24 protein-coding genes, 1 tRNA gene, 1 pseudogene and 2 riboswitches are annotated in these 26,011 nt (G+C 70.0%); of the genes and pseudogenes, 9 read left to right on the forward strand and 17 right to left on the reverse strand.

The genetic code is table 11. From position 1 onward, the window contains the following. Nucleotides 1-9: 9 nt before the first annotated feature. Complete coding sequence (locus ACFRAQ_RS18110; RefSeq protein WP_379100905.1) at nt 10-495, forward strand: carboxymuconolactone decarboxylase family protein; 486 nt, start codon at nt 10-12, stop codon at nt 493-495. 27 nt (nt 496-522) lie between these two features. Beyond that, entirely contained in the window at nt 523-765 is a 243-nt protein-coding gene (locus ACFRAQ_RS18115) for a SelT/SelW/SelH family protein (RefSeq protein WP_379100908.1), read from the forward strand. Between the two features lie 50 nt (nt 766-815). On the opposite strand, the gene ACFRAQ_RS18120 is transcribed toward ACFRAQ_RS18115, so the two are convergent. Beyond that, a tRNA-Lys gene (locus ACFRAQ_RS18120) sits at nt 816-891 on the reverse strand. A 218-nt stretch (nt 892-1,109) separates the two neighbouring features. Between ACFRAQ_RS18120 and ACFRAQ_RS18125 the strand changes: the two genes are divergently transcribed. After that, nucleotides 1,110-2,318, forward strand: a complete 1,209-nt coding sequence (locus ACFRAQ_RS18125) for an Ig-like domain-containing protein (RefSeq protein ID WP_379100911.1) — start codon at nt 1,110-1,112, stop codon at nt 2,316-2,318. A gap of 82 nt (nt 2,319-2,400) precedes the next feature. On the opposite strand, the gene ACFRAQ_RS18130 is transcribed toward ACFRAQ_RS18125, so the two are convergent. The 3 genes from ACFRAQ_RS18130 to ACFRAQ_RS18140 all read right to left on the reverse strand — a co-directional run bounded on the left by ACFRAQ_RS18130 (nt 2,401) and on the right by ACFRAQ_RS18140 (nt 4,424). Then, nucleotides 2,401-2,820, reverse strand: a complete 420-nt coding sequence (locus tag ACFRAQ_RS18130) for a hypothetical protein (RefSeq protein ID WP_379100914.1) — start codon at nt 2,818-2,820, stop codon at nt 2,401-2,403. Between the two features lie 115 nt (nt 2,821-2,935). Then, nucleotides 2,936-3,583, reverse strand: coding sequence for a cyclase family protein (locus ACFRAQ_RS18135; protein WP_379100917.1), 648 nt, complete (start codon nt 3,581-3,583; stop codon nt 2,936-2,938). Between the two features lies 1 nt (nt 3,584). Then, nucleotides 3,585-4,424, reverse strand: a complete 840-nt coding sequence (locus tag ACFRAQ_RS18140; RefSeq protein ID WP_379100920.1) for a class I SAM-dependent methyltransferase — start codon at nt 4,422-4,424, stop codon at nt 3,585-3,587. Between the two features lie 85 nt (nt 4,425-4,509). Between ACFRAQ_RS18140 and ACFRAQ_RS18145 the strand changes: the two genes are divergently transcribed. Next, complete coding sequence (locus ACFRAQ_RS18145; RefSeq protein WP_379100923.1) at nt 4,510-4,938, forward strand: helix-turn-helix domain-containing protein; 429 nt, start codon at nt 4,510-4,512, stop codon at nt 4,936-4,938. A gap of 17 nt (nt 4,939-4,955) precedes the next feature. On the opposite strand, the gene bla is transcribed toward ACFRAQ_RS18145, so the two are convergent. Both bla and ACFRAQ_RS18155 read right to left on the reverse strand, forming a co-directional pair. Beyond that, on the reverse strand, nt 4,956-5,855 hold the full coding sequence (gene bla, locus ACFRAQ_RS18150; protein WP_379100926.1) for a class A beta-lactamase: 900 nt from the start codon (nt 5,853-5,855) through the stop codon (nt 4,956-4,958). Nucleotides 5,856-5,902: 47 nt separating this feature from the next. After that, on the reverse strand, nt 5,903-7,681 hold the full coding sequence (locus tag ACFRAQ_RS18155) for a penicillin-binding transpeptidase domain-containing protein (protein WP_379100929.1): 1,779 nt from the start codon (nt 7,679-7,681) through the stop codon (nt 5,903-5,905). Nucleotides 7,682-7,835: 154 nt separating this feature from the next. Between ACFRAQ_RS18155 and ACFRAQ_RS18160 the strand changes: the two genes are divergently transcribed. Continuing rightward, nucleotides 7,836-8,741 carry a serine hydrolase gene (locus ACFRAQ_RS18160; protein ID WP_379100932.1) on the forward strand — a complete coding sequence of 302 codons (906 nt, stop codon included), beginning with the start codon at nt 7,836-7,838 and terminating at the stop codon, nt 8,739-8,741. Here ACFRAQ_RS18160 and ACFRAQ_RS18165 read toward each other — a convergent pair. Continuing rightward, a complete protein-coding gene (locus ACFRAQ_RS18165; RefSeq protein ID WP_379100934.1) occupies nt 8,690-9,643 on the reverse strand; it encodes a LysR substrate-binding domain-containing protein in 954 nt (317 codons plus the stop codon). The two genes, ACFRAQ_RS18160 and ACFRAQ_RS18165, sit on opposite strands and share 52 nt — an antisense overlap. 36 nt (nt 9,644-9,679) lie before the next feature. Beyond that, entirely contained in the window at nt 9,680-10,534 is an 855-nt protein-coding gene (locus ACFRAQ_RS18170; protein WP_379100936.1) for a thioesterase family protein, read from the reverse strand. Between the two features lie 149 nt (nt 10,535-10,683). Here ACFRAQ_RS18170 and ACFRAQ_RS18175 point away from each other — a divergent pair, with 149 nt between their 5' ends. Further along, on the forward strand, nt 10,684-10,872 hold the full coding sequence (locus ACFRAQ_RS18175; protein WP_379100938.1) for a YegP family protein: 189 nt from the start codon (nt 10,684-10,686) through the stop codon (nt 10,870-10,872). Nucleotides 10,873-10,927: 55 nt separating this feature from the next. On the opposite strand, the gene ACFRAQ_RS18180 is transcribed toward ACFRAQ_RS18175, so the two are convergent. Continuing rightward, complete coding sequence (locus ACFRAQ_RS18180; protein ID WP_379100941.1) at nt 10,928-11,857, reverse strand: LysR family transcriptional regulator; 930 nt, start codon at nt 11,855-11,857, stop codon at nt 10,928-10,930. 71 nt (nt 11,858-11,928) lie between these two features. Here ACFRAQ_RS18180 and ACFRAQ_RS18185 point away from each other — a divergent pair. Further along, nucleotides 11,929-12,162, forward strand: a pseudogene (locus ACFRAQ_RS18185) (indolepyruvate ferredoxin oxidoreductase subunit alpha); the annotation flags it as partial. Between the two features lie 11 nt (nt 12,163-12,173). On the opposite strand, the gene ACFRAQ_RS18190 reads toward ACFRAQ_RS18185, so the two are convergent. From ACFRAQ_RS18190 to ACFRAQ_RS18205, 4 genes are all read right to left on the reverse strand, one after another. After that, the gene (locus tag ACFRAQ_RS18190) at nt 12,174-13,682 is read right to left on the reverse strand and encodes an amino acid permease (RefSeq protein ID WP_379100944.1); all 1,509 of its coding nucleotides are present in this window, start codon (nt 13,680-13,682) and stop codon (nt 12,174-12,176) included. A gap of 36 nt (nt 13,683-13,718) precedes the next feature. Further along, nucleotides 13,719-14,789 (reverse strand): Glu/Leu/Phe/Val dehydrogenase dimerization domain-containing protein, encoded by a 1,071-nt coding sequence (locus ACFRAQ_RS18195; RefSeq protein WP_379102141.1) that lies wholly within the window; start codon nt 14,787-14,789, stop codon nt 13,719-13,721. Between the two features lie 282 nt (nt 14,790-15,071). Further along, complete coding sequence (locus ACFRAQ_RS18200; RefSeq protein ID WP_379100946.1) at nt 15,072-18,566, reverse strand: indolepyruvate ferredoxin oxidoreductase family protein; 3,495 nt, start codon at nt 18,564-18,566, stop codon at nt 15,072-15,074. A 170-nt stretch (nt 18,567-18,736) separates the two neighbouring features. Further along, the gene (locus ACFRAQ_RS18205; protein ID WP_379100949.1) at nt 18,737-19,222 is read right to left on the reverse strand and encodes an Lrp/AsnC family transcriptional regulator; all 486 of its coding nucleotides are present in this window, start codon (nt 19,220-19,222) and stop codon (nt 18,737-18,739) included. Nucleotides 19,223-19,307: 85 nt separating this feature from the next. Between ACFRAQ_RS18205 and ACFRAQ_RS18210 the strand changes: the two genes are divergently transcribed. Then, the gene (locus tag ACFRAQ_RS18210; RefSeq protein ID WP_379100952.1) at nt 19,308-19,910 is read left to right on the forward strand and encodes an LppP/LprE family lipoprotein; all 603 of its coding nucleotides are present in this window, start codon (nt 19,308-19,310) and stop codon (nt 19,908-19,910) included. Nucleotides 19,911-19,937: 27 nt separating this feature from the next. Here the strand turns inward: ACFRAQ_RS18210 and ACFRAQ_RS18215 are convergent, their stop codons facing one another. Genes ACFRAQ_RS18215 through ACFRAQ_RS18225 form a run of 3 tightly spaced genes read right to left on the reverse strand, consistent with a single transcriptional unit; the run spans nt 19,938 to nt 21,551 of the window. Beyond that, nucleotides 19,938-20,510: a histidine phosphatase family protein gene (locus ACFRAQ_RS18215; protein WP_379100955.1), complete on the reverse strand. Its 573-nt coding sequence runs from the start codon at nt 20,508-20,510 to the stop codon at nt 19,938-19,940. Next, nucleotides 20,507-21,313 carry a CbtA family protein gene (locus tag ACFRAQ_RS18220; protein WP_379100958.1) on the reverse strand — a complete coding sequence of 269 codons (807 nt, stop codon included), beginning with the start codon at nt 21,311-21,313 and terminating at the stop codon, nt 20,507-20,509. Before ACFRAQ_RS18220 ends, ACFRAQ_RS18215 begins: the two co-directional genes overlap by 4 nt. A 22-nt stretch (nt 21,314-21,335) precedes the next feature. After that, nucleotides 21,336-21,551: a CbtB-domain containing protein gene (locus ACFRAQ_RS18225; RefSeq protein WP_379100961.1), complete on the reverse strand. Its 216-nt coding sequence runs from the start codon at nt 21,549-21,551 to the stop codon at nt 21,336-21,338. 39 nt (nt 21,552-21,590) lie between these two features. Then, a riboswitch (cobalamin riboswitch) is annotated at nt 21,591-21,744 on the reverse strand. Nucleotides 21,745-21,910: 166 nt separating this feature from the next. Beyond that, nucleotides 21,911-22,077: riboswitch (cobalamin riboswitch) on the forward strand. A 151-nt stretch (nt 22,078-22,228) separates the two neighbouring features. Here ACFRAQ_RS18225 and metE point away from each other — a divergent pair. After that, on the forward strand, nt 22,229-24,493 hold the full coding sequence (gene metE, locus ACFRAQ_RS18230; protein WP_379100963.1) for a 5-methyltetrahydropteroyltriglutamate--homocysteine S-methyltransferase: 2,265 nt from the start codon (nt 22,229-22,231) through the stop codon (nt 24,491-24,493). A 65-nt stretch (nt 24,494-24,558) separates the two neighbouring features. Here the strand turns inward: metE and ACFRAQ_RS18235 are convergent, their stop codons facing one another. Then, on the reverse strand, nt 24,559-25,977 hold the full coding sequence (locus ACFRAQ_RS18235; protein WP_379100966.1) for a short-chain fatty acyl-CoA regulator family protein: 1,419 nt from the start codon (nt 25,975-25,977) through the stop codon (nt 24,559-24,561). Nucleotides 25,978-26,011: the final 34 nt, after the last annotated feature.

Consider the following 26,011-nt stretch of genomic DNA (forward strand, 5'->3'; position numbering starts at 1 on the left):
CGTGGAAGCATGACAACGAAAACCAGCGCATACGTCCAGCCGACCACCCGCCTCGCCATCGACGACCTGACCCCCGAGATCGCCAAGGCCATGAACGGCCTCGAGCGTGCCGCGCAACGGTCGTCGCTGGAGAAGCCGCTGCGCGAACTGGTGAAGCTGCGCGTCGCCCAGATCAACGGCTGCGTCTACTGCGTCGACATGCACTCCCGCGACGCGGTGGCCGCCGGGGACACCGCGCGCCGGGTGAATCTGGTCGCGGTGTGGCGCGAGGCCCCCTTCTTCACCCCGCGCGAGCGTGCCGCCTTCGACCTCGCCGAGGCCATGACCCGAATCGCCGACAGCGAGGTCGGCGACGCCGTCTGGCAGGAGGCCGCGGCCCGATTCTCCGAATCGGAACTCGCCGAACTGGTCTGGCACATCGCGATCATCAACACCTGGACCCGGCTGGGCGCGACCACCCGCGCCTGGACCCTCCCCGGCGACGAGAACGACTGAACCCCAACCCGATCCGACACTCGCACCGTGAGGAGCCCGACCATGCCCGCCGTCGTCATCACCTACTGCAAGCCCTGCGGCTACCTGAAGCGCGCCCGCGCCGCCGCCGACGCCCTCGACACCGAGCTCGGTATCGCACCGGAACTGGTCCCGGGCTCGGGTGGTGTGTACCGCGTCACGGTGGACGGCCAGACCGTGGCCACCAAGACCCGCCAGGGTTTCCCCACCCCGGAGGACATCGTCAAAGCCGTTGCCGAGCACGGGAAGTAGCCGAAAACGAACGAAGCCCCTGACCGGATTGCCTGGTCAGGGGCTTCGTATGGTGCGCCATCAGGGACTCGAACCCCGAACCCGCTGATTAAGAGTCAGCTGCTCTGCCAATTGAGCTAATGGCGCGTGTTACTCCGCCGGGGGCCTCGGTCTTGCGCTCCGGGCTCTCTGCGGTGCGGATAGAACATTAACAGGGATGGTTGCGGAAAGTGAAATCGCCCCTCTGAGCTGGTGGTTTTTCGAGTTGTTGAGGGTTGTTAACACGACGGGCGCGATCTCGGATGTTGTGGAGGAAGCCTTTGGAGGGTGGCCGGCCGCGCGCCGAGACGTGAAGTGGGGTTGCGATGGGTGAGTGGCGAGGCGGACGGCGGACCGGGAAGCTGTTGGGGGCCGGGGTTCTGCTGTCCGTGGTGGCGTTGGCTCTGGTCGGGTGTTCCTCCGGCGCCGGCGGCCAGAAGTCCTCGGTGGCAATCGATTCCAACCCGATCAGCGAACTGATGAAGCCGAAGCTGATCTCCCCGGTGAAGGACGGCGACAAGGGCGTGGCGCCCGGCGAGCTGAACCTGAAGGTGGAGGACGGCAAGTTCACCGCTGTCGTGCTGAGCAATCCGGACGGCAGGCCGGTGCCGGGTGAGCTCGCCGCCGACGGCCGCTCGTGGAAGTTGGCCGAGCAGCTGGGATTCGGGCGCACCTACAAGCTGGCGGTCGAGGCCATCGGCCTGGGCGGGGCGACCACCTCGGTGATGAGTTTCACCACGATCTCCCCGAACAACCGCACCCACCCGTATCTGCTGCCCGCCGAGAACGACGTGGTCGGCATCGGTCAGCCGGTGGCGGTGCAGTTCGACGAGAACATTCCGGACCGCAAGGCCGCCCAGAACGCGATCAAGATCACCACGACCCCGGCGGTCGAGGGCGCGTTCTACTGGGTCAACAATCGCGAGGTGCGCTGGCGGCCGCAGAACTTCTGGACCCCGGGCACCAAGGTCGACATCGCGGTCAACGCCTACGGCCACGATCTGGGCGGCGGCCTGGTCGGTGACAGCGATATCCACTCCAGCTTCACCATCGGCGACGCCACCGTCTTCACCTCGGATGACAACACCAAGATCGTCACCGTGGAACGCAACGGCCAGGTGATCAAGACCATGCCCACCTCCATGGGCAAGGACTCCACCCCCACCGACAACGGCGTCTACATCGTGGGTGACAAGTTCGACCGCATCATCATGGACTCCTCCACCTACGGCGTCGCGGTGAATTCGCCCAACGGCTACAAGACGCCCGTGGACTGGGCGACCCGGATCTCGTACTCGGGCATCTTCTTCCACTCGGCCCCGTGGTCGGTGGGTGCGCAGGGCTATTCGAACACCAGCCACGGCTGCCTCAACCTCAGCCCGGCCGACGCCAAATGGGTCTACGACAACGTCAAACGCGGTGACATCACGATCGTGAGGAACACCGTCGGCGGCACCCTGTCCGGTGTGGACGGGCTGGGCGACTGGAACATCCCGTGGGAGCAGTGGAAGGCGGGCAACGCCGACCGCGGCTGACCTACGGCGTCGAAGACACGGCAGAAGGGGCATCAGCAGTGCGCTGATGCCCCTTCGACCATGCTCGACGGGTGGCTGAGAATCAGCCGATGGTGCCCGGACCGTTGGGGCCGCAGCCGAGGGCGGCGAGGCCGGACAGCGCCGACGCGGTGCCCATGACGGTGCAGGTGCCCGGTTCGGCGGAGTTGGTGTTCGACGAGCCGACCGCCCCGCCCAGCTTGAAGCCGGAGGATCCGGTCACCAAGGCCTCGATCGGGCTCTTCGGCGCGGGGTCCTTGCTGGTGGGGCAGGGGGTGGTGGTCGTGGCCGTCGCGGGGCCCGCGGTGACGGTGCAGCCCGGCGTGGTGTCCGGAGTGGTGGTGCCCGGCGTCGTCGTGGTCGGCGACGTGGTCGACGGAGTCGTCGTCGTGGTGTCGATGAGGGCGATCTCCGCCATGGCGGCGGGCGCGGCGGGCAGCAGTGCCGCAACGGCTAGCAAAGTGGTTACGGCGTAACGGTTCACGTGCGAAAATCCTTCGGATCGAGCGTGGTCGGGGCCCCGACTCCCCAGATGGTCCTGAGCAGTCTACGAAGATCGCGTGACCTGCGCCGCAAAATGCGACACACTGACGTTTCTCTCACATTCCGACGCGCGCCACCGCCCGCACCGGAGCCCCGTCCGCCCCGGGCAGCTGCAAGGGGAACAACGACACTTCCACCCGCTGACCGGCCTCCTGTGCCGCCAGCACCGCCGCCAGGCCGGTCAGATTCTCCGCGATCACCGCGTGCGCCCCGCACAGGATCCGATGCACCGGAATCTCCTCGGCCGGGGTCGGGTCCACGCTGAGCGCGTCGACGCCGACCGTCCGCACCCCGGCCGCGACCAGATACTCGGCGGCCGCCACCGTCAGATGCGGATGGTTCAGGTACTCGTGCGTGCCCCAGTGCTCCGACCATCCGGTCGCCACCAGCACGATCACGCCGGCCGCCACCCGCCCCTCGAAGTACTCACGCCCGATCGACCCGCCCGCGCCCGCGGCCCGCGCGTCCACCACCACGGCCGGTCCGGTGAACCGCTCCAGCGGCAGCTCGTCGAGGGCGGGCAGGGCGTCGTCGATGTGCCGGGGCGCGTCCACGTGCGTGCCCGTCTGCGAACCCATGTCCAGGTGCAGCACATTGACGCCGTCGGCGGCCACGGTCAGCGCGGGCCGCACGCTCACCTCGGGATCGCCCGGGTAGACGGGCATTCCGGATCGGATCGGCACCGAGAGATCGAGGATGCGCATGTCAGCCGTGCTCCGGGGCGGTGGCGCGCAGCAGCCAGCAGGCGGCGGTGAAGTGGGCCGCGCCGTCGTGAACGAAGGGTTCGAAGGCGGCGCGGACGACCTCGACGACCTTCGCGCGGGTCGCCTCGTCGGCCTCGAGCAGCGCCAAGCCGACCGGTCCCAATCGGGAGACGTAGCCGGTGAGCTCGGATTCGGGCAGCGCACAGTCGGCGTCGACTGGAGCGATGTCGATATCGGTCCAGCCGGCGTCGGCCAGGATCCCGGCCACCCGGTCGCGGTCGGCGAACCCGAATTGCCCTGGGGCGTCCGGGATTCGGGGCCCGAGATCGGGGAGCAGCGGGGCGGCCGCGTCTTCCGCGGTGGTGAAGAACGGGTTGTCGGCGGCGGCTCGCCACACGACACAGGCCAGCCGTCCGCCGGACCGGGTGGCGTGGCGCAGATTGGCGAACGCGGCCACCGGGTCGGCGAAGAACATCACCCCGAAGCGGGACATGACGAGGTCGTAGACCGCGGGGTCGAAGGTGTGGGTCTGGGCGTCGGCGCACACGAAATCCACCGGGAGGCCCGCCCGTTCGGCATTGGCGCGGGCCGCCTCGAGCATCGGCTCGGCGATGTCGACGCCCGTGCAGCGCGCGCCCGTCGCGCGGGCCACGGCCAGGGTGGTGCCGCCGGTGCCGCAGCCGACATCCAGCACCCGCCGGGCGCCGTCGGTGCGGGCGGTCTCGACCAGCAGGTCCTCGAGCGGCCGCAGCACCCGGCCGATCAGGTCCTGGAAGTCGACCCAGGCAGTGCCGGAGGTGGCCCAGCGGTCGGATTGATCCTTGTCGAGCGGTGTCGTCATGATCGCTGTCCTTCATCGGGGAACGGACGGAGAACTACACTGTCTCAATTCAAGCCGACTTGAGGTCAAGTTCGAGGTAACCCCGATGACCAGCCTGGATATCGCCGAGGTGGTGCGCCGCACCGGCGTACCCGCCTCGACCCTGCGCTACTACGAGGAACGCGGCCTGATCGCGTCCACCGGCCGGCGCGGCCTGCGCCGCCAGTTCGACAGTTCGGTGCTCGAACAGCTGGCCCTCATCTCGCTTGGCCGCACCGCCGGATTCTCCCTCGACGACATCGTGCTGGTCTTCGGCCCGCAGGGCGAACTCCGGGTGGATCGGGCCCTGCTCACCGGCAAGGCCGACGAATTGGACCGCACCATCACGCAAATGACCGCGGTGCGGGACGGCCTCCGGCATGCCGCCGCCTGTCCGGCCCCGAGTCACGCCGAATGCCCGAGCTTCCGGCGCATCCTGCTGGGCGTGATGGCGGGCGAGATCGACGTCACCGAGGCGATGAGCGGACCGAAATGACTGCGTGACAGGTTATTTCAGCGCACTGCGCGCACGGCCTCCTTGGTGAGCGCGGCCACCAGCGGATTGTCGTAGGCCGCGTCCTTGTCCGGTTTGGCGGTGAGCACCACGATCACCAGCGGCGCGGACCCGTCGGCGGGCCAGGTGACGGCGGCGTCGTTGGCGGTGCCGTAGTCGCCGGACCCGGTCTTGTCGCCGGTCTTCCAGTCCGCGGGCAGCCCGGCGCGGATGCGGGCGTCGCCGGTGGTGTTGGCGAGCAGCCACGCGGTCAGCTGCTTGCGTTCCGGATCGGCGAGGGTATTGCCGACGACCAGCTTTCGATAGTCGCCGGCCAGGGCGGCCGGGGTCGTGGTGTCGCGCTCGTCGCCCGGGATATCGGTGTTGAGGTCGGGTTCCCAGCGGTCGCTGCGCGTCGTGTCGTCGCCGAGCACGCGCAGGTACCGGGTCAATCCCTGTGGGCCGCCGAGCAATTCGAGCAGTTGATTGCCCGCGGTGTTGTCGCTGCGGGTGATGGCGGCGTCGCAGAGTTCGCTCACCGTCATCCCCGAGTTCACCCGGGTGCTGGTGACCGGGGAGCCCGACACCACCTTGTCCGCGCCGAAATGGATGACCTGGTCGAAGAATCCGCTGTCGAGGGGATGCAGTTTGAGCAGCACGCCGCAGGCCAGGCCCTTGAACGTGGAGTTGAAGGTGAAGCGTTCGTCCTGCCGGTAGCCGACGGTCTTGCCGGTGCCGGTGTCGATCGCGAAGACGCCTGCCCGCGCGCCGTGCTGCTCTTCGAGGGTCCGCAGGGCGGCAGGGCTCGGCGTGGCCGGTTCGTCCTGGGTGGCCTCGCCTTTCGAGTCGGTGCCGCACGCCGCGAACAGCGGCGTGAGCACGAGTAGTGATGCCAGGGCGCGGTATTTCAGGGTCGGCAAAACAAGCCTTTCCATCGGTTTCGAGCGGTGTGGGGTGTTGCTGCTGGTCAGCGCGGGGCGCGCAGCATGCGGCCCGCGGCCTGCACGGCCGGGTCGGAACTGCCCGCGTCGCTGATGAAGACGGCGAAGGCCAGATCGCCGTCGATGCCGACGAACCAGCCGTGCGCGTGCTTGTCGTCGATGTATTCGGCGGTGCCGGTCTTGCCGAGCAGGCCGGGGATGTCGCGCAGGGCGGTGGCGGTGCCGCCGGTGATGGTCTCGCGCATCATGGATTTCACCTGATCGGCGATGCCGGGCGGCAGGGCCGGCGGCTGCCGGTCGGGCTTGCCGGGCTGCCCCTGCACGATTGTCGGCGGCTTGGCCGACCCCTGGGCGAGGGACGCGGCCAGCAGTGCCATGCCGAACGGTGACGCGGTCACCTTGCCCTGCCCGATGCCCTCCTCCACCCGCAGGGCGGGCGTGTCGGCGGTGGGCACCTTGCCGGTCACGGTGGTCAATCCCGGTGTCACGTAGTCGATGCCGAGTCCGAGCTGGGCGGCGGCATTGGTCAGCCCGTCCGGCGGCAGCTGCACGGCCAGCCGTCCCATGGTGGTGTTGCAGGACCGCGCGAACGCGGTGTGCAGCGGCACCTGGCCGAGGTCGAAGTTGTTGTCGTTGGGGATCTCCCGGCCCTCGATATTCTCCTTGCCGGGGCAGGCGACGGTGGTGTCCGGGGTGACCTGACCGGCCTGGAGGGCGGCCGACACGGTGACGGTCTTGAAGGTGGAGCCCGGCGGATACAGCCCGGTCAACCCGATCGGGCCCTGCGCGTCGGCGGGCGCGTTCTGCGCCATGGCCAGCACGTCACCGGTGGAGGGCCGCAGCGCCACGATGGCCGCCGGGGTGGTGATCGGGGCCAGCGCCGCCTCGGCGGCTCGTTGCAGGCCGACGTCGAGGGTGGTGCGAATATCGGTGACCGGCTGGGGATCCGGGCCGCCGACCCGCTGCGTGCCGTCGCTGCCCTGGGCGCGGACCGCCCATCCGGCGGCGGCGTCGGCCCGCTGCTGCCACAGATCCGACAGACCCGAGAAGGTCGGTGAGGCCAGCGCCTTGTCGACGGCCAATAGTCGCGTCTGCTGCGCGGTCGTCACGTTCGCCAGCGTGGTGAGCGCGGATTGGACGGTGGCGTAATCGGATTCGCGGAGGGTGACCGCGGTGACCGGCTTCCCCTGCGCCGCGGCCAGGTCCGCCTGCAGGCTCGCGGCCGTGATATCGGGCGCGACGGGTTGCAGCGCCGCCGCGACGGCCGCGGGGTCCGCGCCGGGCGCGACGTTCACCAGTGTCACCACCTGCTGGGTGAGCAGCGGTCCGCCGGCGCTGTCCAGGATCTTGGCCGGGTCGGGGTAGGCGACGGCGTAGGACAGCGGGCCGATGTTCAGGCCGGGCGCGATGGTGGCCGGGTCCCAGCGGATCTTCCAGTCACCGCCGGAGCGTTCGGCGCGGCCCGCGGTGGTGTAGGTCCACTCGTTCGTGCCGTCCTTGCCCAGCTTCCAGGTGGCGGAGAGGGTGAAGGTGCCGCCGTCGTCGGTCTTCTCGACCTTGCTCGCCTCGAAACGCACCTGTTTGCCGAGGTTGTCGTACAGCGTTCCCAGGGCGGTCGAGGCGGTGGCCGGATCGCTGGTGGCGGTCGCGGCGGCCGGGACGTCGTCGCGGGTCAGCGCGTCGGCGAAGGCGTCGACCGTCTTGGACAATCCGGACGTGGGATCGGATCCCGAGCACGCGGTCGCCGCCACCAGTACGGCCGCGACACAGATACCGGTGCTTGCCCTCCTGCTGAAAGCTGCCATGACAGCCACCCCAACACGAATCACCACCCGGTGTCCAAGACCAACACGGGGGAGAACCGATAAGCGTTTCCTTATCGTCGCAGCGCAAAGCCCACGGGATCGCGAAGTCGCGGGCGGTTGACGGCCCGATCCGATCGCCGGGAATGCTGGGGGAGTGGAAGCGATCTTCGGGACGGCCGGTGTCGAAGGCCGCGTGCACGCCCGCTGTCTCGACTGCGACGGCGAATTCGGCTGGGCCGCCGACGAACCGGTGGTGCTGTCCTCGGTCGTGAAGGTGCCGCTGGTGCTGGAGTTCGCGCGGCAGGTCGCGGCCGGGCAGCTCGATCCCGCCGATCGGGTGCGCGCCACGGCCGCCGACCGGCTGGGCGGGGTGGGGTCGGCGGGCTGCCACGACGACGTCGAGTACAGCCTGCGCGATGCCGCCTACTTCGCGCTCACGGTCTCCGACAACACCGCCGCGGACCTGCTGTTCGACCGCGTCGGGGTCGACAACGTCCGCTCCCTGGTCCGCGAACTCGGACTCGCCGACACCCGGGTGATGGGGTCGATCCGCGACATCCTGTACCTGATGGCCGAGGACATCGGCGCGCGTGACCTGCTCGAATTCGCCCGGCGCTATCCCGAATCCTCTCCCGAGGAGGTGTTCGGCAGCCGGGCGGTGGATCCGCTGCGCACCACGGCCGGGACCGCCCGGGACATGACGCGCATGCTCGCGCTCATCGGCCGTGACCTGGCGGGCCCGGCCGAGGCGTGCCGGTTCGTGCGAGATCTCATGCGGCAGCAGGTGTACGGGCACCGGTTGCCGTCGGCGTTCCCGCCCGAGACCGGCATCTGGTCCAAGACCGGGACGCTGCCGGGCATCCGCAACGAGATCGGGGTCGTCGAGTATCCGAATGGAAGCCGTTACGCCGTAGCGGTTTTCACGGTGTCACACAATCTGGCGGGACGGCAGCCGGTGGTGGACCGGGCGATCGGGACGGCCGCGCTGACGGCCATCGAGCGCATCGATCACTGCCTGCCCGCGACCACATCCCACGGGCGGCGCTGCGGCGCGTCCTGAAGCGGGGCCGGGGGCGCCACGCCGTCGCCCCGCACCACCGACACGATGAGCTCGGCGAATTCCCGCACCAGCGGATGCGGGGCGGCGGCGGGCCAGGTCAGGGCGAGCCGCCAGCTCAGCGTGCCCTCCGGCAGCGGCCGCCACACCACCCGCGGCTCCTTCTGCGCCACCAGGCCGGTGTCGAAGGCGACGCCGCGGCCCGACAGCACCATGCCGAGCACGAACTCCGGATTGACCGCGTGCTGCACCGAGGTGGGGTGGAAGCCGTGTTCCCAGCAGGTGCGCAGGGTGGCGTCGTAGAGGCCGGGGGCGGCGGCGCGCGGGAAGATCACCAGGCCGTGTCCGCTCAGGTCGGCCAGGGTGAGTGAAGTCCGTTGGGCCAGTGGGGAATCCCGGGGCAGCACCACGCCGAGCGGGGTCTCCACGCCCGGACCGGATTCGAGGCCGGGCGTCTCCGCCGGATATTGCAGCAGGCCCGCGTCCAGTTCCCGCTCGCCCAGCAGGCGGACCTGTTCGGCGGTGGTCAGCTCCTGCAGGTCCACCAGCACCTGGCGGTTCTCGAACGCGGTCAGCATGGCGGCGAGCACCCGGCCCGCCAGCTCGGGCGGCACGCCGACCCGCAGCGCGTCGACCTCGCCGCGGTGGGCCTTGTCGACCAGCGTTTTCGCGCGTTCCCAGCGGGCGATCAGGTCCCGCGCCTCGACCAGCAGGATCTGCCCGGCCTCGGTGAGCTCCACGCGGCGGCTGTCGCGGTCGAGCAGCCGCGCGCCGAGCTCGCTCTCCAGCTTGCGGATGCGCTGGCTCAGCGCGGGCTGGGCGATCCGCAGCCGCTCGGCCGCGCGGCCGAAGTGCAACTCCTCGGCGACGGCGATGAAGTAGCGCAGCTGACGCAGCGGGTCCATCCCGTCGACGATATAGGTTTCCTTATCGCCGGGTGGTCAGGCCCGGGCGCGCACCTCGAGGATCTGCAGGCAGCGCCCGATAGGGCCCTGCTGGTCGTGCAGCACGGTCGAGCACAGGCCGACCCCGTCGGGTCCGATCGAGGTCTCCACGGCCAGGCCGATCCATTCGCCGACCGGCAGCCGGAACAGGTCGATGGTCAGGTCGGTGTTGAGGAAGGTGTACTGCAACGGATCCAGCCGCGCGCCAACGCCATTGGCGACGTCCGCGACCGAGAACACGCGCACCAGGGGTGAGATCTCCTCGCCCTCGACCACCTCGACGCGGGGCTTGACCCACACCCGCCGGGTAATGTCGTCGCTCTCCACGCCGCGCAGGTCCACCGACTTCACGTAGCCGACGTCCCAGCCGGCGGGCAGGCCCCAGCTGACCTTGCCCTCTTCCGGCACGGGCGGCAGCGGGGCATCGGCGGTGTGGACGACCGGCGAGGTGTCGGTGGTGGCGATCCGCCACGCCGCGGCCTTGGCCACCACGCGGGCGCTGCCGTCGGGCTGCGGCGCGACCAGTTCGGCCGCGACCAGCTCGACCCGCTTGCCCGGCCGCTCGATCCAGGCGCGAACCTCGATCTCTCCCACCGGAATCGGGCCGAGGATCTCCATGGTCAGCCGCGCGATGCGCGTGCCCTCCCGGGGCGCGCACCGTTCCACCGCGCGGGCCAGCAGTGCCGAGGGCGGTGCGCCGTGCTGCATGGTTGCCGCCCACACGCTCACCGTGGACGCGGTGGCCCGGTATCGCTCGAAACCATCGCGCTGGGACTCCAGCGCGAGGAAGTACGCCCTGGTCCCGGCCTCGTCCTCCGAGGCCGCCTGATCTACCGCTGTCGCATCCTGCATTCGGGTCACCCCGTCAACGTATCAGCCCACGTCCGACCCATTAGACGGTGTACGACAAACCCTCCGCATGTCCATTCCGGCCGTTCGGCATTCCTGCCCATACCCTGATGCATGTCCGATGCACTTTCCAGGCGTGGAACGAGGTAGTCATGTCAGGCAAGTTCGAGCTGTTCGCTGATGCGACCGACAAGTTCCGGTGGCGGCTCAAGGCCGGCAACGGCGAGGTTATCGCGCAGAGCCAGGCGTACGCGAGCAAGGACGCGGCGAAGAAAGGCATCGCCTCGGTCCAGAGCCACGCCGCGAGCGCCGCGATCGCGGATCTCACCGACTCCAGGTAGCCCGACCCGACCGAGGCCCCGCCACAGGTGATTCCGCGGCGGGGCCTCAACGTGTTCAATGCCGCTGCGTCCGTGCCGCTTCGATGCGAGCGGCCAGATCGACCAGGTCGGCGGCCGGCCCGGTGGGCGGCGTGCGCCGATGCCAGATGGCCCGGAACTTCCTCGTCAATGGCGTCGATTCGGCGAGGGGGACGGCGCGCAGCGTGCCCGCGCGCAGTTCGTGCGCCACGATCAGCCGGCTGACCACCGCCGGGGCCGCCCCGCTGCGGGCGGTGGCGAGAATCGCTGCGGCGGAACCGAGTTCGGCCGCGGGCGGGGCCGGGGTGCCGTGCATCTCGAGGGTCTCCCACACCGTGTCCCGGGTGCCCGAGCCCCGTTCGCGCCACAGCAGCGGGGTGTCGGCGAGTTCGCGCGCCGTCAGCGGTCGGCGGCGGGTGGCCCACCGGTGACTCGGCGCGACGACCACCACCAGCTCGTCCGCGGCGAGTACCCGGCTGCCCAATCCCGGTGGCGGATGCGGTCCTTCGACGAACCCGAGCTCGGCCGCGCGGTCGCCGACCGCCGCCGTCACCTGGCGCGAGTTGGCCACATCCAGGACCACCGCCAGCTCCGGGCGGATCTTGCGCAGCGCGGTCAGCCAGTGCGGAATCCGGTGGTCGGCGATGGTTGTCGAAGCCATGAGGCGCAGGCTCGTCCGCTCGGCGCGGTGCAGGGCGGTGATGCCATCGGTCAGCGCCAGCGCGGCCGCGAGCACCGGGCGGCCCAGCTCGACCACCGCCTGCCCGGCATCGGTGAGCACCGATCCCGTGCGCCCGCGATCCAGCAGCCGCAACCCGAGTCGCCGCTCCAGCGCGCTGATCCGCATACTGGCGGCGGGCTGGCTGATGCCGTGCCGTCGCGCGGCCGCACCGAGACTGCCCAGTTCCGCGACCGAGACCAGCAGCGCGAGCGCGTCCAGGTCGGGCGTACCGGGCGGCAGGATCATAAGGACAGCTTATGACGTGATCGGCATTCGGGCGCTACCTGACCACGGGAAACGGCCGCAGGATCAGCACCATGACTTTCGTGATCGGCGCGGACTGCGTGGACGTTCTGGACAAGGCCTGCATCGAGGAATGCCCGGTCGACTGCATCGTGGTGGGCGACCGGATGGCCTATATCAATCCCGACGAATGCACGGATTGTGCTGCCTGCGAACCGGTCTGCCCGGTCGAGGCCATTCACTACGAGGACGACCTGCCCCTGGGACAGGAGCAGTTCGTCCTCGTGAACAGCAGGTTCTTCAGCGAAGGGACGCAGATCTAGGGGACCGGGTCGGGTTCTCGGTCCGGGATGGCTTCCACGGCGGGGGCTTTCCGCCGGCCGAGGACGGAATGGGAACGGCTGTAGGCGAAGTAGATGACGATGCCCAGGGCCATCCAGATGACGAACCGGATCCAGGTCTCGATGGACAGGTTGAGCATCAGCCACAGGCAGGCCAGGGCGGCCAGGATGGGGATGAGCGGGACCAGGGGGACGCGGAAGCCACGCGTCAGGTCGGGGCGGGTGCGGCGCAGGATCGGGACGCCCAGGGAGACCAGGACGAACGCGACCAGGGTGCCGATATTGACCATTTCCTCGAGGGTGCCGAAGTCGACGAAACCAGCCAGGAGAGCGCAGACCACGCCGACCAGGACGGTCAACCGGACGGGGGTGCCGTGCTTGCCGGTGTGGGCCAGGCCGCGGGGAAGCAGGCCGTCGCGGGCCATGGCGAACAGGACCCGGGTCTGGCCCAGGAACATGACCATGACGACGGTGGACAGGCCCGCCAGCGCGCCGATGGAGATGATGTTCTTCACCCAGGTCGCACCGTGGATGGCGAAAGCGGTTGCCAGCGTGGCGTTCCCGCTCGCGAGCTCGGTGTAGGGGACCATGCCGGTGAGGATCAGCGAGACCGCCACGTAGAGCACGGTCACGATGGCCAGCGAGGCGAAGATGCCGCGCGGGACGTCGCGCTGCGGGTTGCGGGTCTCCTCGGCGGTGGTGGCCACCACATCGAAGCCGACGAACGCGAAGAACACCAGCGAGGCCGCGGCCAGCAGGCCGTACCAGCCGAAACTGGTTCCGCCGGAACCGGTCAGGAAGGAGAACAGCGACTGGTGCACGCCGCCCGCCTGCTCCGAGGGCTGGGCCGGGGGAATGTAGGGGGTCAGGTTGGATGCCTTGAAGTAGGTCGCGCCGACCACCAGTACCAGCGCGATCACCGCCAGCTTGATGGCCACCGCCACCGCCGAGACCCGCGAGGACAGCTTGGTGCCGGTCGCCAGCAGTGTGCCGACCACGGCGATGATCACCACCGCGCCCCAGTCGAAGGTGATGGACCCGACGTGCGCGACCGGGCTCACCACCCCGTGCAGCACCTCGCCGAGATACTGCGACCACCCCTTGGCGACCACCGACACCGCCAGCGCGAACTCCAGGATCAGATCCCAGCCGATGATCCAGGCGATGACCTCGCCGAAAGTGGCGTACGCGAACGTGTACGCGCTGCCCGCCACCGGCACCGTCGAGGCGAATTCGGCGTAGCACAACGCCGTCAGCCCGCACGCGATGGCCGCGAACACGAAGGCCAGCGAGACCGACGGCCCCGCCACCTGGCCCGCGGTCCGGGCGGTGAGCGTGAAGATGCCCGCCCCGATGACCACGGCGACTCCGAAGATGGTCAGATCCCGCGCGGTCAGATCCTTGCGCAGTTTGGAATCCGGCTCATCGGTATCCCGGATCGATTGCTCGACCGATTTGGTGCGGAACACTCCGCTCGCGAACGCCACTGTTCGTCTCCTTTCCGAAGAGTTTCGGTGCCGCGATCAGCGAACTCGCGGAATGGCGTCGAGCCGCCGCTCCGCGAACCTGTTCGCCGCCGCACCGGTGCCGATGCCCTCGGCCTGGGATTCCGCGATGATGTCGCGGCACCGGTCGAAGATGCCCCTCACTGCGTCTTCGACCTCGGCCGGCGCCGCGTGCCGCAGCTCACCGGCCACCTGAACCAGCCCACCGGCATTGGCCACGAAATCCGGGACCCAGGTGATGCCGCGCTCGTTCAGGGCGTATTCCACCGCGGGCGTGGCCAACTGGTTGTTGGCCGCGCCGCAGACGAGTTTCGCCTCGATGGCCTCGGCGCTCGACACGGTGAGCGTGCCGCCGAGGGCGCAGGGGGCGTAGACGTCGACCGGAGCCGTGGACACGGTGCTCAACAGCCGAACCGAGGGATGGTCGCTCGAAAGTCGTTCCAGCGCACCTGTGTTCACGTCGGTCGCGCAGACCTCCGCGCCGTCGGCCAGCAGCAGCTCGATCAGTTCGCGGCCGACCTTGCCGACGCCCTCGACGCCCACCGTGCGGCCCGCCAGCGTCGGTGCGCCCCACACGGATTCGGCTCCGGCGCGCATGGCGTTGAACACGCCCAGGGCGGTGAGCCGGGCGCTGTCCCCGGACCCGCCCGCCGCGACGCTGCGGCCGGTCACATGGCTGGTGTAGCGGCCGATCGCGTCCAGGTCGTCGGTGTTGGTGCCGACGTCACCGGCCGTGATGTACCGCCCGCCAAGGGATTCCACGACGCGCGCGTAGGCGGCGAACAGCTCCTCGCTCTTGTCCAGCGCCGGATCGCCGATGATGACGGCCTTGCCGCCGCCCAGATCCACCCCGGCGGCCGCGGCCTTGTAGGTCATGCCCCACGACAGCCGCAGCACATCGTCCAGCGCGGCCGCCTCGGAGGCGTACGGGTACATCCGGGTGCCGCCGAGCGCCGGGCCCAGCGCGGTCGAGTGGATCGCGATGATCGCCTTGAGTCCGCTGCGGTCGTCCTCGCAGAACACCACCTGCTCGTGTCGTCGGGCGCTCAGTTCGTGCGAGCGGCCGAAAACCCCTGCGTCGGTGTGCATTGCGGTCACGGTCGATTCCTTTCGTGGACGCCGCTCGTGGCGGCTGGGTGGGGCCGCGTGGTGGGCGGCCGGGGAACTGCCACGCGGGTGGCAGCGGGTCGGGCAGGGGCGGCGGCGGGTGTGCCGCTCGACCGTGACCGATGGTCGGCGGTCGCGTCCGGTGGGCGCGGGCCGCGGCGATCCCACGCCGTGGGGTGGTCGGGGATCGCCGAGGGAGGGCGACGGTCGCTGATCGTCGCCGTATTGCTGTGGGCTGGTGTGGAATTGGTCGCGGTCGACGCGTCAGCCGTCGAGGCCGAGTTCGCGCAGGCGGGCGCGGTAGAGCTCGACATTGCCGAGCTTGACGTCCTCGTAGCCGCGGACGAGATCGGGCAGCGCCGCCGCCTCGACGGCGGTGGCGTACCCGTCGACGGTGAGACCGGCCGCGAGCCGGTGCACCATGCCGGTGTAGTGGGCCAGCAGTTCCCGCTCCACCTTGCGGACGTGGGCGTAACCGAAGGGGTCGAGCTTGGTGCCGCGCAGCGCCTTGCCCTTGGCGAGCAGCTTCAGGGCCACATGGGATTTCGGGGCGAGGCCGATCTTCTTCTTGCGGCCCAGCGCGCGCAACGCCGGCGGGTGCAGCTTGTAGGTGAGGTTCTCGCCGCCGGGGACCTGCGCCTCGACCTCGTCCAGGAACGCGGGATCGACCAGCAGTCGCGCGACCTCGTACTCGTCCTTGTAGGCGGTGAACTTGAACAGCCCACGCGCCACGGCCTCGGTGAACTCGGTGCGCTCGGTGACCGCGCGCTCCGCGGTCCACGCGGCCTGGACGGTGTCGATGTAGCGGCGGGCGACCTTGGCGTTCTGGTAGTCGATCAGCTCGGCGGCGCGCCGTTCCACCAGTCGCCGGACCTCGCCGTCGAAGCCGGTGCCCGCCAGCAGCTCGGCGGGCGCGACCCGCGGAGCACGCTGTGCCGCACCGGAATCGGTGGCCGCCGCGAACGCGGCCGGATCGGCGATGGCCACCCGGCCCCAGCGGAAGGCCGCGATATTGGCCGACACCGCGACACCGTTGATGCCGATCGCCTCCTCGATCGCCGCGGCGGGCAGCCGCAGGCCACCGGTCTGGAAGGCCGCGCCGACCATCAGGAAGTTGGCGGCGGCGGTCGTCCCGAACAGGTGTTGCGCGGCGGCCAGAGCGTCGAAGTCGACCTGCGAATCCGACACCGCCGCCAGCCGATCCAGCAGCGGCCCGGTCTCGGGGTAGGCGACCGACTTGTCGTAGACCATGTCGCCGGTCGGGGTCTTGCTGGTCGAGGCGACGACGACGGTCCCGTTCGGGTCGCCGTACTGGAGGTTCTTGGGGTCGGCGGCGGTCAGCAGGTCGATGGCCATGATGCAGTCCGCGCTGCCGGGGGTGAGCCGGTTCGACGGCTCCAATTCCGTGGTGGAGAACCGCAGATGCGACAGCACCGGCCCGGCCTTCTGGCTCAGCCCGATCTGGTCGAGGCTCTCGACCGCGTACCCGGCGCGCAGCGCGGCCGTGGCCAGCACCTGGTTGACCGTCACGATGCCGGTGCCCCCGATGCCCGCGATGAGCACGTTCTGCGTGCCCGGCGGAGCGCCGAGACCGGGATCGGCCACGGCCGGCGGTTCGGCGGGCTTGCGGCGCAGGCCGCGGACGCGCCGGGAACCCTTGCCGCCCTTGGCATCCGGCCGCAGCTCCACCGTCACGAAGGACGGGCAGTCCCCGTCCAGGCAGCTGTAGTCGGTATTGCACGAGGTCTGGTCGATGCGCGTCTTGCGCCCGAACTCGGTCTCCACCGGCTGCACCGACAGGCAGTTGGACTTGGTGCCGCAGTCGCCGCAGCCCTCACACACCGCCTCGTTGATCACCACGCGCGTAGTGCGCGCCGGTAGCGTGCCGCGCTTGCGCTGCCGGCGCGCGTCGGCGGCACAATGCTGGTCGTAGATCAGCACGGTCACGCCCTTGACCTCGCGCAGCAGTTTCTGTGCTTCGTCGAGCCGGTCGCGATGCCACAGCAGCGTGCCCTTGGCGAGCGTCTTCTTGTTGTGCCGCTTGGGATCGTCGGCGCAGATGATGATCTGCGCGACCCCTTCCATGGTCAGCTTGTGGGTGAGCTTGGCGACCGTCAGCCCGCCCTCCACGTCCTGCGCGCCGGTCATGGCGACGACCTCGTTGTAGAGCAGCTTGTAGGTGATGTTCACCCCCGCCGCCACGCACGCCTGCACGGCCAGCTGCCCGGAGTGGAAGAAGGTGCCGTCGCCGATGTTCTGGAACAGGTGCGGCACATCGGTGAACGGGGCCTGCCCGATCCACTGGCTGCCCTCGCCACCCATCTGGGTGAGGCCGGTGACCGCGCTGTCGCCGCGCCCGGACAGGGTGACCAGGGTGTGGCAGCCGATGCCGCCGCCGCCGATGGACCCCTCGGGCAGCGCGGTGGAGCGGTTGTGCGGGCAGCCGCTGCAGAAGTACGGGGTGCGCTTGGCGGACAGCACCTCCAGCGAAAGCGCCGGCGGCGGAGCCTTCTTCAGCTCGACGTGCTCGCGCAGCACGCGGCGCAGCGGGCCGAGCAGGCGGCCGGCGGTCAGCTCGCCGTCGAACGGCATGAGCGGCAGCCCGTTCCCGTCCAGCTTGCCGAGGATGCGCGGGGCGTCGGCGGCGCCGTACAGGATCTCGCGGATCTGGGTCTCGACGAAGGCGGTCTTGTCCTCCACCACGATGATCTGTTCCAGGCCGCGCGCGAACTCCGTGACCCGCTGCGCGCCAACGGGATACGGCATGCCGATGCGCAGCAGGCGGATCCCCGCCCGGTGCATGGCCGCCTCGTCGACGCCGAGATCGTGCAGACCCTGCCGGACCGCGTCGAAGGTGGTGCCGGTGGCCGCGATCCCGATCCGCGCGTGGATCGGATCGACCTCGATGACATCGAGGTCATTGGCGGACCCGAAGGCGCGCACGGTGGCCCAGCGCGGCCCGTACAGATCGGCCTCGGCGAGCACGCTGTCGGCGGGGGCCGCCATGGGCCGCTGCCGGTAGGCGAAAGTCTTGCCCTCCCACTGCACTTCGGGCACCGCGATGGGCAGGTTCGCGACCGAGCCGTCCACCGTCCAGGCCCCGTCGGCGACATCGGCCACGATCTTCAGCGCCACGATGCACCCCGAGGCCCGCGACAGCGCGATGCCCTGCATCCCCATGGTGATGATCTCGCGGGCATTGCGCGGGAACAGCACCGGCACACCCATGGCGGCCAGGGATCGTTCGCTCACCGCGGGCACGGTCGAGGACTTCGAGGCCGGGTCGTCGCCGACCAGCAGCAGCACGCCGCCGCGCGGATTCACCCCGTACATGTTCGCGTGCCGGATGGCGTCGGTGGCCCGGTCCACGCCGGGGCCCTTGCCGTACCAGACGCCGACCACGCCGTCGTGGGTCGGCGTCCCGGCGGGCAGGTCGGCCTGGCTACCCCACACCGCGGTGGCCGCGAGCTCCTCGTTGAAGCCGGGCACGAAGGCGATGTCGTGTTCGGTCAGCACGGTCGGCATGCCCAGCAGCATCTTGTCGACGCCGCCCAGCGGGCTGCCCTGATACCCGGACACGAAGGTCGCGACCCGGTGACCGGCGCGCATATCCCGCACATGCTGTTCCACCAGCAGGCGGGCGATGGCCTGCACGCCGGTGAGAAGGACCGGACCCGCACCCGACCGGTAGCGGTCGGCGAGGTCGTAGGGCGTAGCCGGTTCGGCCTGTGGTGCAGGCGCGCAGGCAACGTCGGTCATGAACAGTCACCACACTCTCCACAGCTCAGATTGTGAGCTGCAACGAAGGGACCAAGCGATCGGTGCTGCGAAATCTGCCGTGAAGGGTGATCTGTGTCAACAGTCGCGCGAAAAGTTGATCAGACTGATCAAAAGTGATCTGGAACACTGTGACCTGCGCAGCATTCTGGTCAGTCGGGGGCCGGGTGACTGGTCAGATGCTCGACGAGCGGCAGCGACCGGTATTCGATGGGCGTCGCCAGCGCCAGCATGGTCTCGGTGTGCTTGACGCCGGTGATGGCGTGCACCCGCTGGATGACGCCGAGCAGATCCGGCTGTGACCGGGCCGCCACCCGGACCAGCAGGTCGCCGCGCCCGGTGGTGGCGTGCACCTCGAGCACGTTCGGGAACGCGCGCAACGACTCCACGATGTCGTTCATCTTGTTCTGGTCCAGTTCGATGCCGAGGAATGCGTGCACCGCGAAACCGATGGCCTCGAGATCCACGTCCGGCGGATACCCCCGGACCACCCCGGCCGCCTCCAGCCGTTTCATCCGCGCCTGCACCGTGTTCCGCGCGATCCCGAGCCGTTGCGCCAACTCCAGGATCGGCACCCGCGGATCGGCCGCCAGTTCCCGGAGCAGCGCGGAATCGAGCGCGTCGATCTTGATGCTCATGCCGCATTCTCGCACAGCGGTTCTCGATAACGCCGCTGCTCACGCGGCCGATGATGAGGGCGTGACACGTGCTCGGGGAGGACTCATGAAGAACAGGTCAGCGGCTCTGCTCGCGATGGCGGCCGCCGTCGTGGCGGTGACCACCGCGTGCGATCCGGGGTCGTCGACCGGCCCGGTGACGACCAGCCCCGCCGGTCCGGTGGCGACCGTCCCCGGCGGCCCGGCCACCACCGCGGCGGGGAGTCCCGCGCCGCAGCAGCCGGGCACCGCACCCGCCGGGAGCGGGCACGGGCTGTGCTTCGACATCAACTCCGATCTGGCCCGGGCCGCCATCGCGCGGCTGTCCCCGCCGCCGGTGGGCGGCTGGCAGATCGGTCAGGCGGGGGAGGCGGAGCTGGCCTCGGGCTGTGACGGTGTGCTCTCGTGGATGATGGTGAACTCCAACACCAATCACCCGTATACGCACGTGCTGTTCTTCACCGGCGGCACCTATCTCGGCACCGCCACCTCGGACCCGTACATGTACACGCAGGTCACCGGCAAGACGCGGAACTCGCTGTCGCTGACCTACCGGTGGCTCAACGGAAGTGATCCGATGTGCTGCCCGCAGGGCGGTCCCAGCGTCGTCACCTTCACCCTCAACGGCACCAAGGTGACAGCGGACGGCCAGTTCCCGCCGCACGCCTGACGGTTCAGGACGCCGGCTCGGGCTGATTCAGGACGCCAACTCGAGCGCGGTCGCGCGCAGCGTCCACGCCGGGGCGCGGTGGTTCAGGGTGGTGGCGCTCAGCGGCGGAATGTCGAGGCGCCAGAACGACTCCGGGGGAGCGTTCAGGGTGCGCAGGACCGCGGCCCGGACGATCGCGGGGTGCGTCACCGCGACGATCCGGTCGCCGCGCCCGGCCAGGCCGTGCAGCCAGTCGCCGACGCGGTCGATCAACCCGGTGATCGATTCGCCGCCGTGCTCGCGGAAGCCCGGATCGGTGAGCCAGCCCATGAGCTGCTCGGGCGCGAGGTCGTCCATCGCCTTCCCGGCCCAGTCGCCGTGGTCCAGATCGCGCAGCGCGGGCTCCAGGGTCCCGGTGAATCCCAGGGCCCAGCAGGTCTGTTCGGCCCGCAGCTCCGGTGCGTGGAGCACCGTGGCGGGCGCCGGGCCGGGCAGCCCGCCCGCCTCGTCGGCCGACCGCGACCCGAGCGGGTTGAGCGGTTCGTCGGCCGGGAAGCGAGCGGACTGCACGGCATCGGTGATCGCATGCGTCACCAGGGTGAGACGGGTGACCGCGCTCATGCCGCCACGGCGGGCGCCGCCGGGGAGCGGTCGCCGAGCAGGCGCGGCGCCAGCCAGGCGAAGCCGACCCCGATGACCGCCCACACCATGAGCTGGGCGGCGAACGCGTACAGCCGGAAGTGGTACAGGTCGTCGGCGGGGAAGCCCGGGAAGACGATCGTGCCCGACGCGTCCTGCAGCGGCTCCGGCGCTTCGGAGAACGACGGCAGCAGCGCCAGCAGCGCGCCCATCACCACCACGAAACCCGCCGCGGCGGCGACCGAAGCGGTCCAGTTGTCCAGGCGCGCGGTCAGCCTGCGGCCCAGCCAGATCGCGGCCACCAGCGCGACCGCGGTGATCGCGATCAGGCCCACGTACAGGGCCGTGCGCTCCTCGATCGTGTCCGGATTCCCGACGGACGGCGGGTTGGCCGGGTACTTCAGGAACGGCACCGCGTACAGCGCCAGGAACATGCCGCCCGACACCAGCAGCGCCAGATTCCGCGGCGAGATCTTCCCGGCCTTGCGCAGCGCCAGGAAGTAGACGACCGCGAACAGCGCGCCCAGCGCCGCGCCGAACACGATCACGCCGAAGCCGAGACCGACATTCTGCTGCTGCGCGCGGGTGAACAGCTCCGCCCCGTGGTCCATGTCCATGGGCTTGCCGGCGGCCTTGTCGAGCGCCATCTGCGCGTCGTCGCGGCCGCCCTCGTAGGCGATGGCGCGGTCGATGATCGGCTCGGACAGGATCCGGGCGAAGACGAACGCCAGCGATCCGCCGAGCGCCCCCAGCAGGACTCCTCGGCCGATGATTCGCTTTTCCATTGTGGTTACTCGATTCCCGGTGCTAGTGGCAGGGGAAACCGAGGAAATGGCGGCCGTCGTGCACGAACTCGTGCACGTGCATGTCGCTGCCGAACACCGACACCGCACCCTGATCGATGCCGATGAAGTAGATGGCCAGCAGGGCCAGCAGGGTGGTGCCGACCAGCCACAGGGCGGTGGACGGGATCGCGAGCGCACCGCTGCCGAGACCGGAGCGAGGAGCGAAAGAGGTAGCCACGAAGGACTCCTTTGAGTCAGGGGGATTCCGCGTCCCCGTTGCCGATCGAACCGACGATGTGAGGGTCTGACTCGCATCCGTCTCGCGGGGAGACCGGGCTGCTCACAGTGGCGCGACCGTTCCGGCATTGCACCGGATTCCTCATGACATCGTCGATCAACCATACGAAAGCGCATCGCCGCTGGTCAATCCGCCTGCCCGGGTCGACCACCTGATGGGACGACGCCGCGCGTGCGGGGATCGCGCTGTCGCTGGGCTATATTCGCCAACGCAACTGGTTCGCCGGAGGTGGAGTCGAGGAGCCCCTGACCCATTCGACGGCGTCGAAGCCCGCCGCCGCGCTCGCGCGCCGCCGGGTGAGAGGGAACCCGGTGGGAATCCGGGACTGTCCCGCAGCGGTGAATGGGAACGAACGCCGTCATCAGCACTGGGCGCATGCCTGGGAAGCGACGGCCGGTAGGTCCGCCTCGGTCTCGTGCCGGGGCCGGCCCGAGTATCGGGTCGATGCCCATGAGTCCGAAGACCTGCCCGTCGTGCCGGATACGCCGTATCCGGCGGTCGTCGCCTCGTGGACTGGGCGCTACGCCGATCGGATCCGGGCACGGTCGATGCATGGGCTCCATCAGCGTGCGCTCATATTGGGCGGCGGTCATCACTGCTGACCGTGGAGTTCATCAATGTTGAACCCTGACAACACTTTCACCGCCACGGTGCTGGGGCTGCCCCGCATCGGACCGAACCGGGAACTGAAACGCGCGATCGAGGCGTACTGGGCGGGGCGGATCGACGCCGCCGCGCTCCACGGCCTCGCCGGTGGCCTGCGCGCCACGCAACTCCTGGCGGTGCACGCCGCCGGACTGGACTCGGTTCCGGTGGGCACCTTCTCCTACTACGACCAGATGCTCGACACCGCGGTGCTGCTGGGCGCGCTGCCGGCACGGGTGCACGGCATCGCCGACGACCTGGACCGCTACTTCGCGGCCGCCCGCGGCACCGCCGATATCGCGCCGCTCGAGATGACCAAGTGGTTCGACACCAACTACCACTATCTGGTGCCCGAGCTCTCGGCCTCGACCCGGTTCGACCTGCACCCGGACAAGCCGCTCGCCGAACTGGAAGAGGCCCTGGCACTGGGCATTCCGGCCCGGCCGGTCATCATCGGACCGGTCACCTTCCTGAAGCTGGCCAAGTCGGTGGACGGCAGCGAGCTGCTGGATCGGCTGCCCGACCTGCTGCCGCTGTACGAGCGGCTGCTGGGCCTGCTGGCGGCCGCGGGTGCGCGCTGGGTGCAGCTCGACGAGCCGGTGCTGGTCACCGACCTGACGGACACCGAACTGGCGCTGGTGCGTTCGGCGTATCAGCGGCTGGCCTCGGTCGCCGCGCGGCCCGATCTGCTGGTGGCCTCGTACTTCGGCCGGCTGGGCGCGGCGCTGCCGGCGCTGGCGGACTCCGGGATCGAGGGCCTCGCCGTCGATCTGGTGTCGGGTGGAGACGCGGATATCGCTGCGGCGCAGCGGCTTTCCGGGACGTTGCTCGTCGCGGGCGTCGTCGACGGGTACAACGTGTGGCGCACCGATCCCGATCGGGCGCTGACCGGGCTGGCCGCGCTCGCCGCAGGTGGCGCGCCGGTGGCGGTGTCGAGTTCCTGCTCGCTGCTGCATGTTCCGTACAGCCTCGCCGCCGAGCCGGAGCTGGAGCCGCGCCTGCGGTCCTGGCTGGCGTTCGGGACCGAGAAGATCGCCGAGATCCGGCTGCTGGCCACCGTCCTGCATGAGGGGCAGGACGCGGCCGTGGAGCGGCTGGAGATCGCGCGAACGGCGGTGCTGGACCGGCGATCCGACGCGCGACTGCGCGACCCGGCGGTGCGTGACCGGCTGGCCGCGCTGGACGCGGCGGCCGTGCGCCGGGCGCCCGCGGCGGAGCGACGGCGGTCGCAGCGGGAGCGGCTGGACCTGCCGCCGCTGCCGACCACGACCATCGGTTCCTACCCGCAGACCGGCCGCATCCGGGTGGCGCGCGCCGCCCTGCGCCGCGGCGAGATCGACCGGGCCGAGTACGACGCTCGCATGCGCGCCGAGATCGCCGAAGTCATTGCGCTGCAGGAGGAGATCGGTCTCGATGTGCTGGTGCACGGCGAGCCCGAACGCAATGACATGGTGCAGTACTTCGCCGAGCAGCTGGACGGTTTCGCGGCCACCGCGAACGGGTGGGTGCAGTCCTACGGCACCCGGTGCGTGCGACCGCCGATCCTGTTCGGCGACGTGGCCCGACCGGCGGCCATGACCGTCGACTGGATCACCTACGCGCAGTCGCTGACCGGCAAACCGGTCAAGGGCATGCTCACCGGGCCGGTCACCATCCTGGCGTGGTCCTACGTCCGTGACGACCAGCCGCTCGCCGCCACCGCGCGCCAGCTCGCGCTGGCGATCCGGGACGAGACGGTGGACCTGGAGGCGGCCGGGACCGCCATCATCCAGGTGGACGAACCGGCCCTGCGGGAGCTGCTGCCGCTGCGCCGCGCCGATCAGCCCGCATACCTGGAATGGGCGGTGGCGGCGTTCCGGCTGGCGACCTCCGGGGTCGCCGACGGCACCCAGATCCACACCCACCTCTGCTATTCGGAATTCGGTGAGATCATCGGCGCGATAGCGGGATTGGACGCCGACGTCACCTCGATCGAGGCGGCGCGCTCGCACATGGAGGTGCTCGACGACCTCACCGCGGCGGGCTTCGACCTGGGTGTGGGGCCGGGCGTGTACGACATCCACTCGCCGCGCGTGCCCGGCGTCCGGGAGATCGAGGAGGCGCTGGCCCGGGCACTGAAAGCGGTTCCGGCCGACCGGCTCTGGGTCAACCCCGACTGCGGTCTCAAGACGCGGGGCACCGCCGAGGTGACCGAGTCGCTGCGCAATCTCGTGGCCGCCGCGCACGCGTTGCGGTAGCCGAGAACCGGGGCGTGTCGCGCCGTGGTCCATGCGAACAAACGCGGTGCGCCCCGGCCGTCCGGTCAGATGATCGGCGCGTAAGGGATGGTCCGGGAACTGTTGTCGTCCACCCGGATCGGGCGTCCCAGCTGCGGGAACGCGCGCTGTGCGCAGTCGGTGCGCTCGCAGACCTTGCAGCCCGCGCCGATCGGCACCGCCGTGCGCGGGTCGTCGACGGGCAGGGCGTGCGAGTACACCAGCTTGTCCGCGTAGGTCAGGTCGCAGCCCAGCCCGATGGCGAAATCCCGGGTGGGGGACAGGTATCCGGGCGTCTTCTCGTCGGTGGTGCGCGCCAGCCACAGGTAGTTGCGGCCGTCGGGCATGCGGGCGATCTGGGTGCGGATGCTGCCCGGTGTGGAGAACGCGTCGTGCACCACCCACAGCGGGCAGCTGCCGCCCACCCGGGAGAAGTGGAACGCGGTGGCGGACTGGCGTTTCGAGATGTTCCCGGCGCGATCGGTGCGCACGAAGAAGAATGGCACCCCGCGCTTGCCGGGCCGCTGCAGGGTCGACAGGCGGTGGCAGACGGTCTCGAAGCCGACCTCGAAGGTGGCGGCCAGCAGTTCGATGTCGTAGCGCAGGGATTCGGCCGCGTCCCAGAAGCGGGTGTAGGGCAGGATCAGGGCTCCGGCGAAATAGTTGGCGAGCCCGGTGCGCAGCAGGCCGCGCGAATTCTCGGGCATGGTGTCGGTCGCGTCGATCAGATCGGCGATCACCTCGGCCTGGGTGAGAAACGCGAGCTGCGTGGCCAATTGGAAGGCGCGCTGACCGGCGGTGAGCCGCCGCGCCAGGGTCAGCACGCGGCTGTCGGGGTCGAAAACCCGTTTGGGGCCCGGATCGCTGGGATCGTCGGTGCGGATGAGGACCGCGATGCCGTGCTGATCGCGCAGCAACCGGGTCAGCTGCAGGTCGAGCCCGCCCAGACTCAGGCCATTGCGGTCGAACAGCTGCTCGGCCGCGGTGTCGAGCTCGGGGATGTGGTTGCGCCGGTCGTAGAAGTAGTCGCGGACGTCCTCGTACGGCATGGCGGCGGCGGATTCGCCCGCGTCGCCGTCGATTCCGGCGGAGACGCGTTCCATCTGCTCGGTGGCGCCGCGCAGGCGACGGTGCAGGCCGACCAGCACCCGCGCGGCCGCCGGCACCCGGGCCACCAGGTCGTCGATCTCGGCGGTGGTGATGTCGGCGCCCTCGGGATCCTCGGCGAACACGTCCTGCAGGTCGGCGATCAGCCGGGCGTCGGTGTCGGCGGCGAAGAAGCCCATGTCCAGGTCGAAGCGGGCGTTCAGGCGCAGCAGCACCGGCACGGTCAGCGGGCGCTGGTCGTGCTCGAGCTGATTGATGTAGCTGACCGAGAGTTCGAGCGTCTTGGCCAGCGCGGACTGCGACAGGCCACGCCGCTCTCGCAAGGCGCGCAGGCGCGCGCCCGCGTACATCTTCTGCATGCGCTCAATCTAGCAATTCCAGCTTTCACAACTT

This window comes from Nocardia sp. NPDC056611 (assembly GCF_042792755.1).
Classification (GTDB): Bacteria; Actinomycetota; Actinomycetes; order Mycobacteriales; family Mycobacteriaceae; genus Nocardia.

Bases quoted from the DNA above. Each gene is read 5' to 3' on its own strand.
- ACFRAQ_RS18110 (WP_379100905.1), top strand. From the start codon at position 10: ATGACAACGAAAACCAGCGCATACGTCCAGCCGACCACCCGCCTCGCC.
- ACFRAQ_RS18125 (WP_379100911.1), top strand. From the start codon at position 1,110: ATGGGTGAGTGGCGAGGCGGACGGCGGACCGGGAAGCTGTTGGGGGCC.
- ACFRAQ_RS18135 (WP_379100917.1), bottom strand. From the start codon at position 3,583: ATGCGCATCCTCGATCTCTCGGTGCCGATCCGATCCGGAATGCCCGTC.
- ACFRAQ_RS18140 (WP_379100920.1), bottom strand. From the start codon at position 4,424: ATGACGACACCGCTCGACAAGGATCAATCCGACCGCTGGGCCACCTCC.
- ACFRAQ_RS18145 (WP_379100923.1), top strand. From the start codon at position 4,510: ATGACCAGCCTGGATATCGCCGAGGTGGTGCGCCGCACCGGCGTACCC.
- ACFRAQ_RS18155 (WP_379100929.1), bottom strand. From the start codon at position 7,681: ATGGCAGCTTTCAGCAGGAGGGCAAGCACCGGTATCTGTGTCGCGGCC.
- ACFRAQ_RS18165 (WP_379100934.1), bottom strand. From the start codon at position 9,643: ATGGACCCGCTGCGTCAGCTGCGCTACTTCATCGCCGTCGCCGAGGAG.
- ACFRAQ_RS18170 (WP_379100936.1), bottom strand. From the start codon at position 10,534: ATGCAGGATGCGACAGCGGTAGATCAGGCGGCCTCGGAGGACGAGGCC.
- ACFRAQ_RS18175 (WP_379100938.1), top strand. From the start codon at position 10,684: ATGTCAGGCAAGTTCGAGCTGTTCGCTGATGCGACCGACAAGTTCCGG.
- ACFRAQ_RS18180 (WP_379100941.1), bottom strand. From the start codon at position 11,857: ATGATCCTGCCGCCCGGTACGCCCGACCTGGACGCGCTCGCGCTGCTG.
- ACFRAQ_RS18195 (WP_379102141.1), bottom strand. From the start codon at position 14,789: ATGCACACCGACGCAGGGGTTTTCGGCCGCTCGCACGAACTGAGCGCC.
- ACFRAQ_RS18200 (WP_379100946.1), bottom strand. From the start codon at position 18,566: ATGACCGACGTTGCCTGCGCGCCTGCACCACAGGCCGAACCGGCTACG.
- ACFRAQ_RS18205 (WP_379100949.1), bottom strand. From the start codon at position 19,222: ATGAGCATCAAGATCGACGCGCTCGATTCCGCGCTGCTCCGGGAACTG.
- ACFRAQ_RS18210 (WP_379100952.1), top strand. From the start codon at position 19,308: ATGAAGAACAGGTCAGCGGCTCTGCTCGCGATGGCGGCCGCCGTCGTG.
- ACFRAQ_RS18215 (WP_379100955.1), bottom strand. From the start codon at position 20,510: ATGAGCGCGGTCACCCGTCTCACCCTGGTGACGCATGCGATCACCGAT.
- ACFRAQ_RS18220 (WP_379100958.1), bottom strand. From the start codon at position 21,313: ATGGAAAAGCGAATCATCGGCCGAGGAGTCCTGCTGGGGGCGCTCGGC.
- metE (WP_379100963.1), top strand. From the start codon at position 22,229: ATGTTGAACCCTGACAACACTTTCACCGCCACGGTGCTGGGGCTGCCC.
- ACFRAQ_RS18235 (WP_379100966.1), bottom strand. From the start codon at position 25,977: ATGCAGAAGATGTACGCGGGCGCGCGCCTGCGCGCCTTGCGAGAGCGG.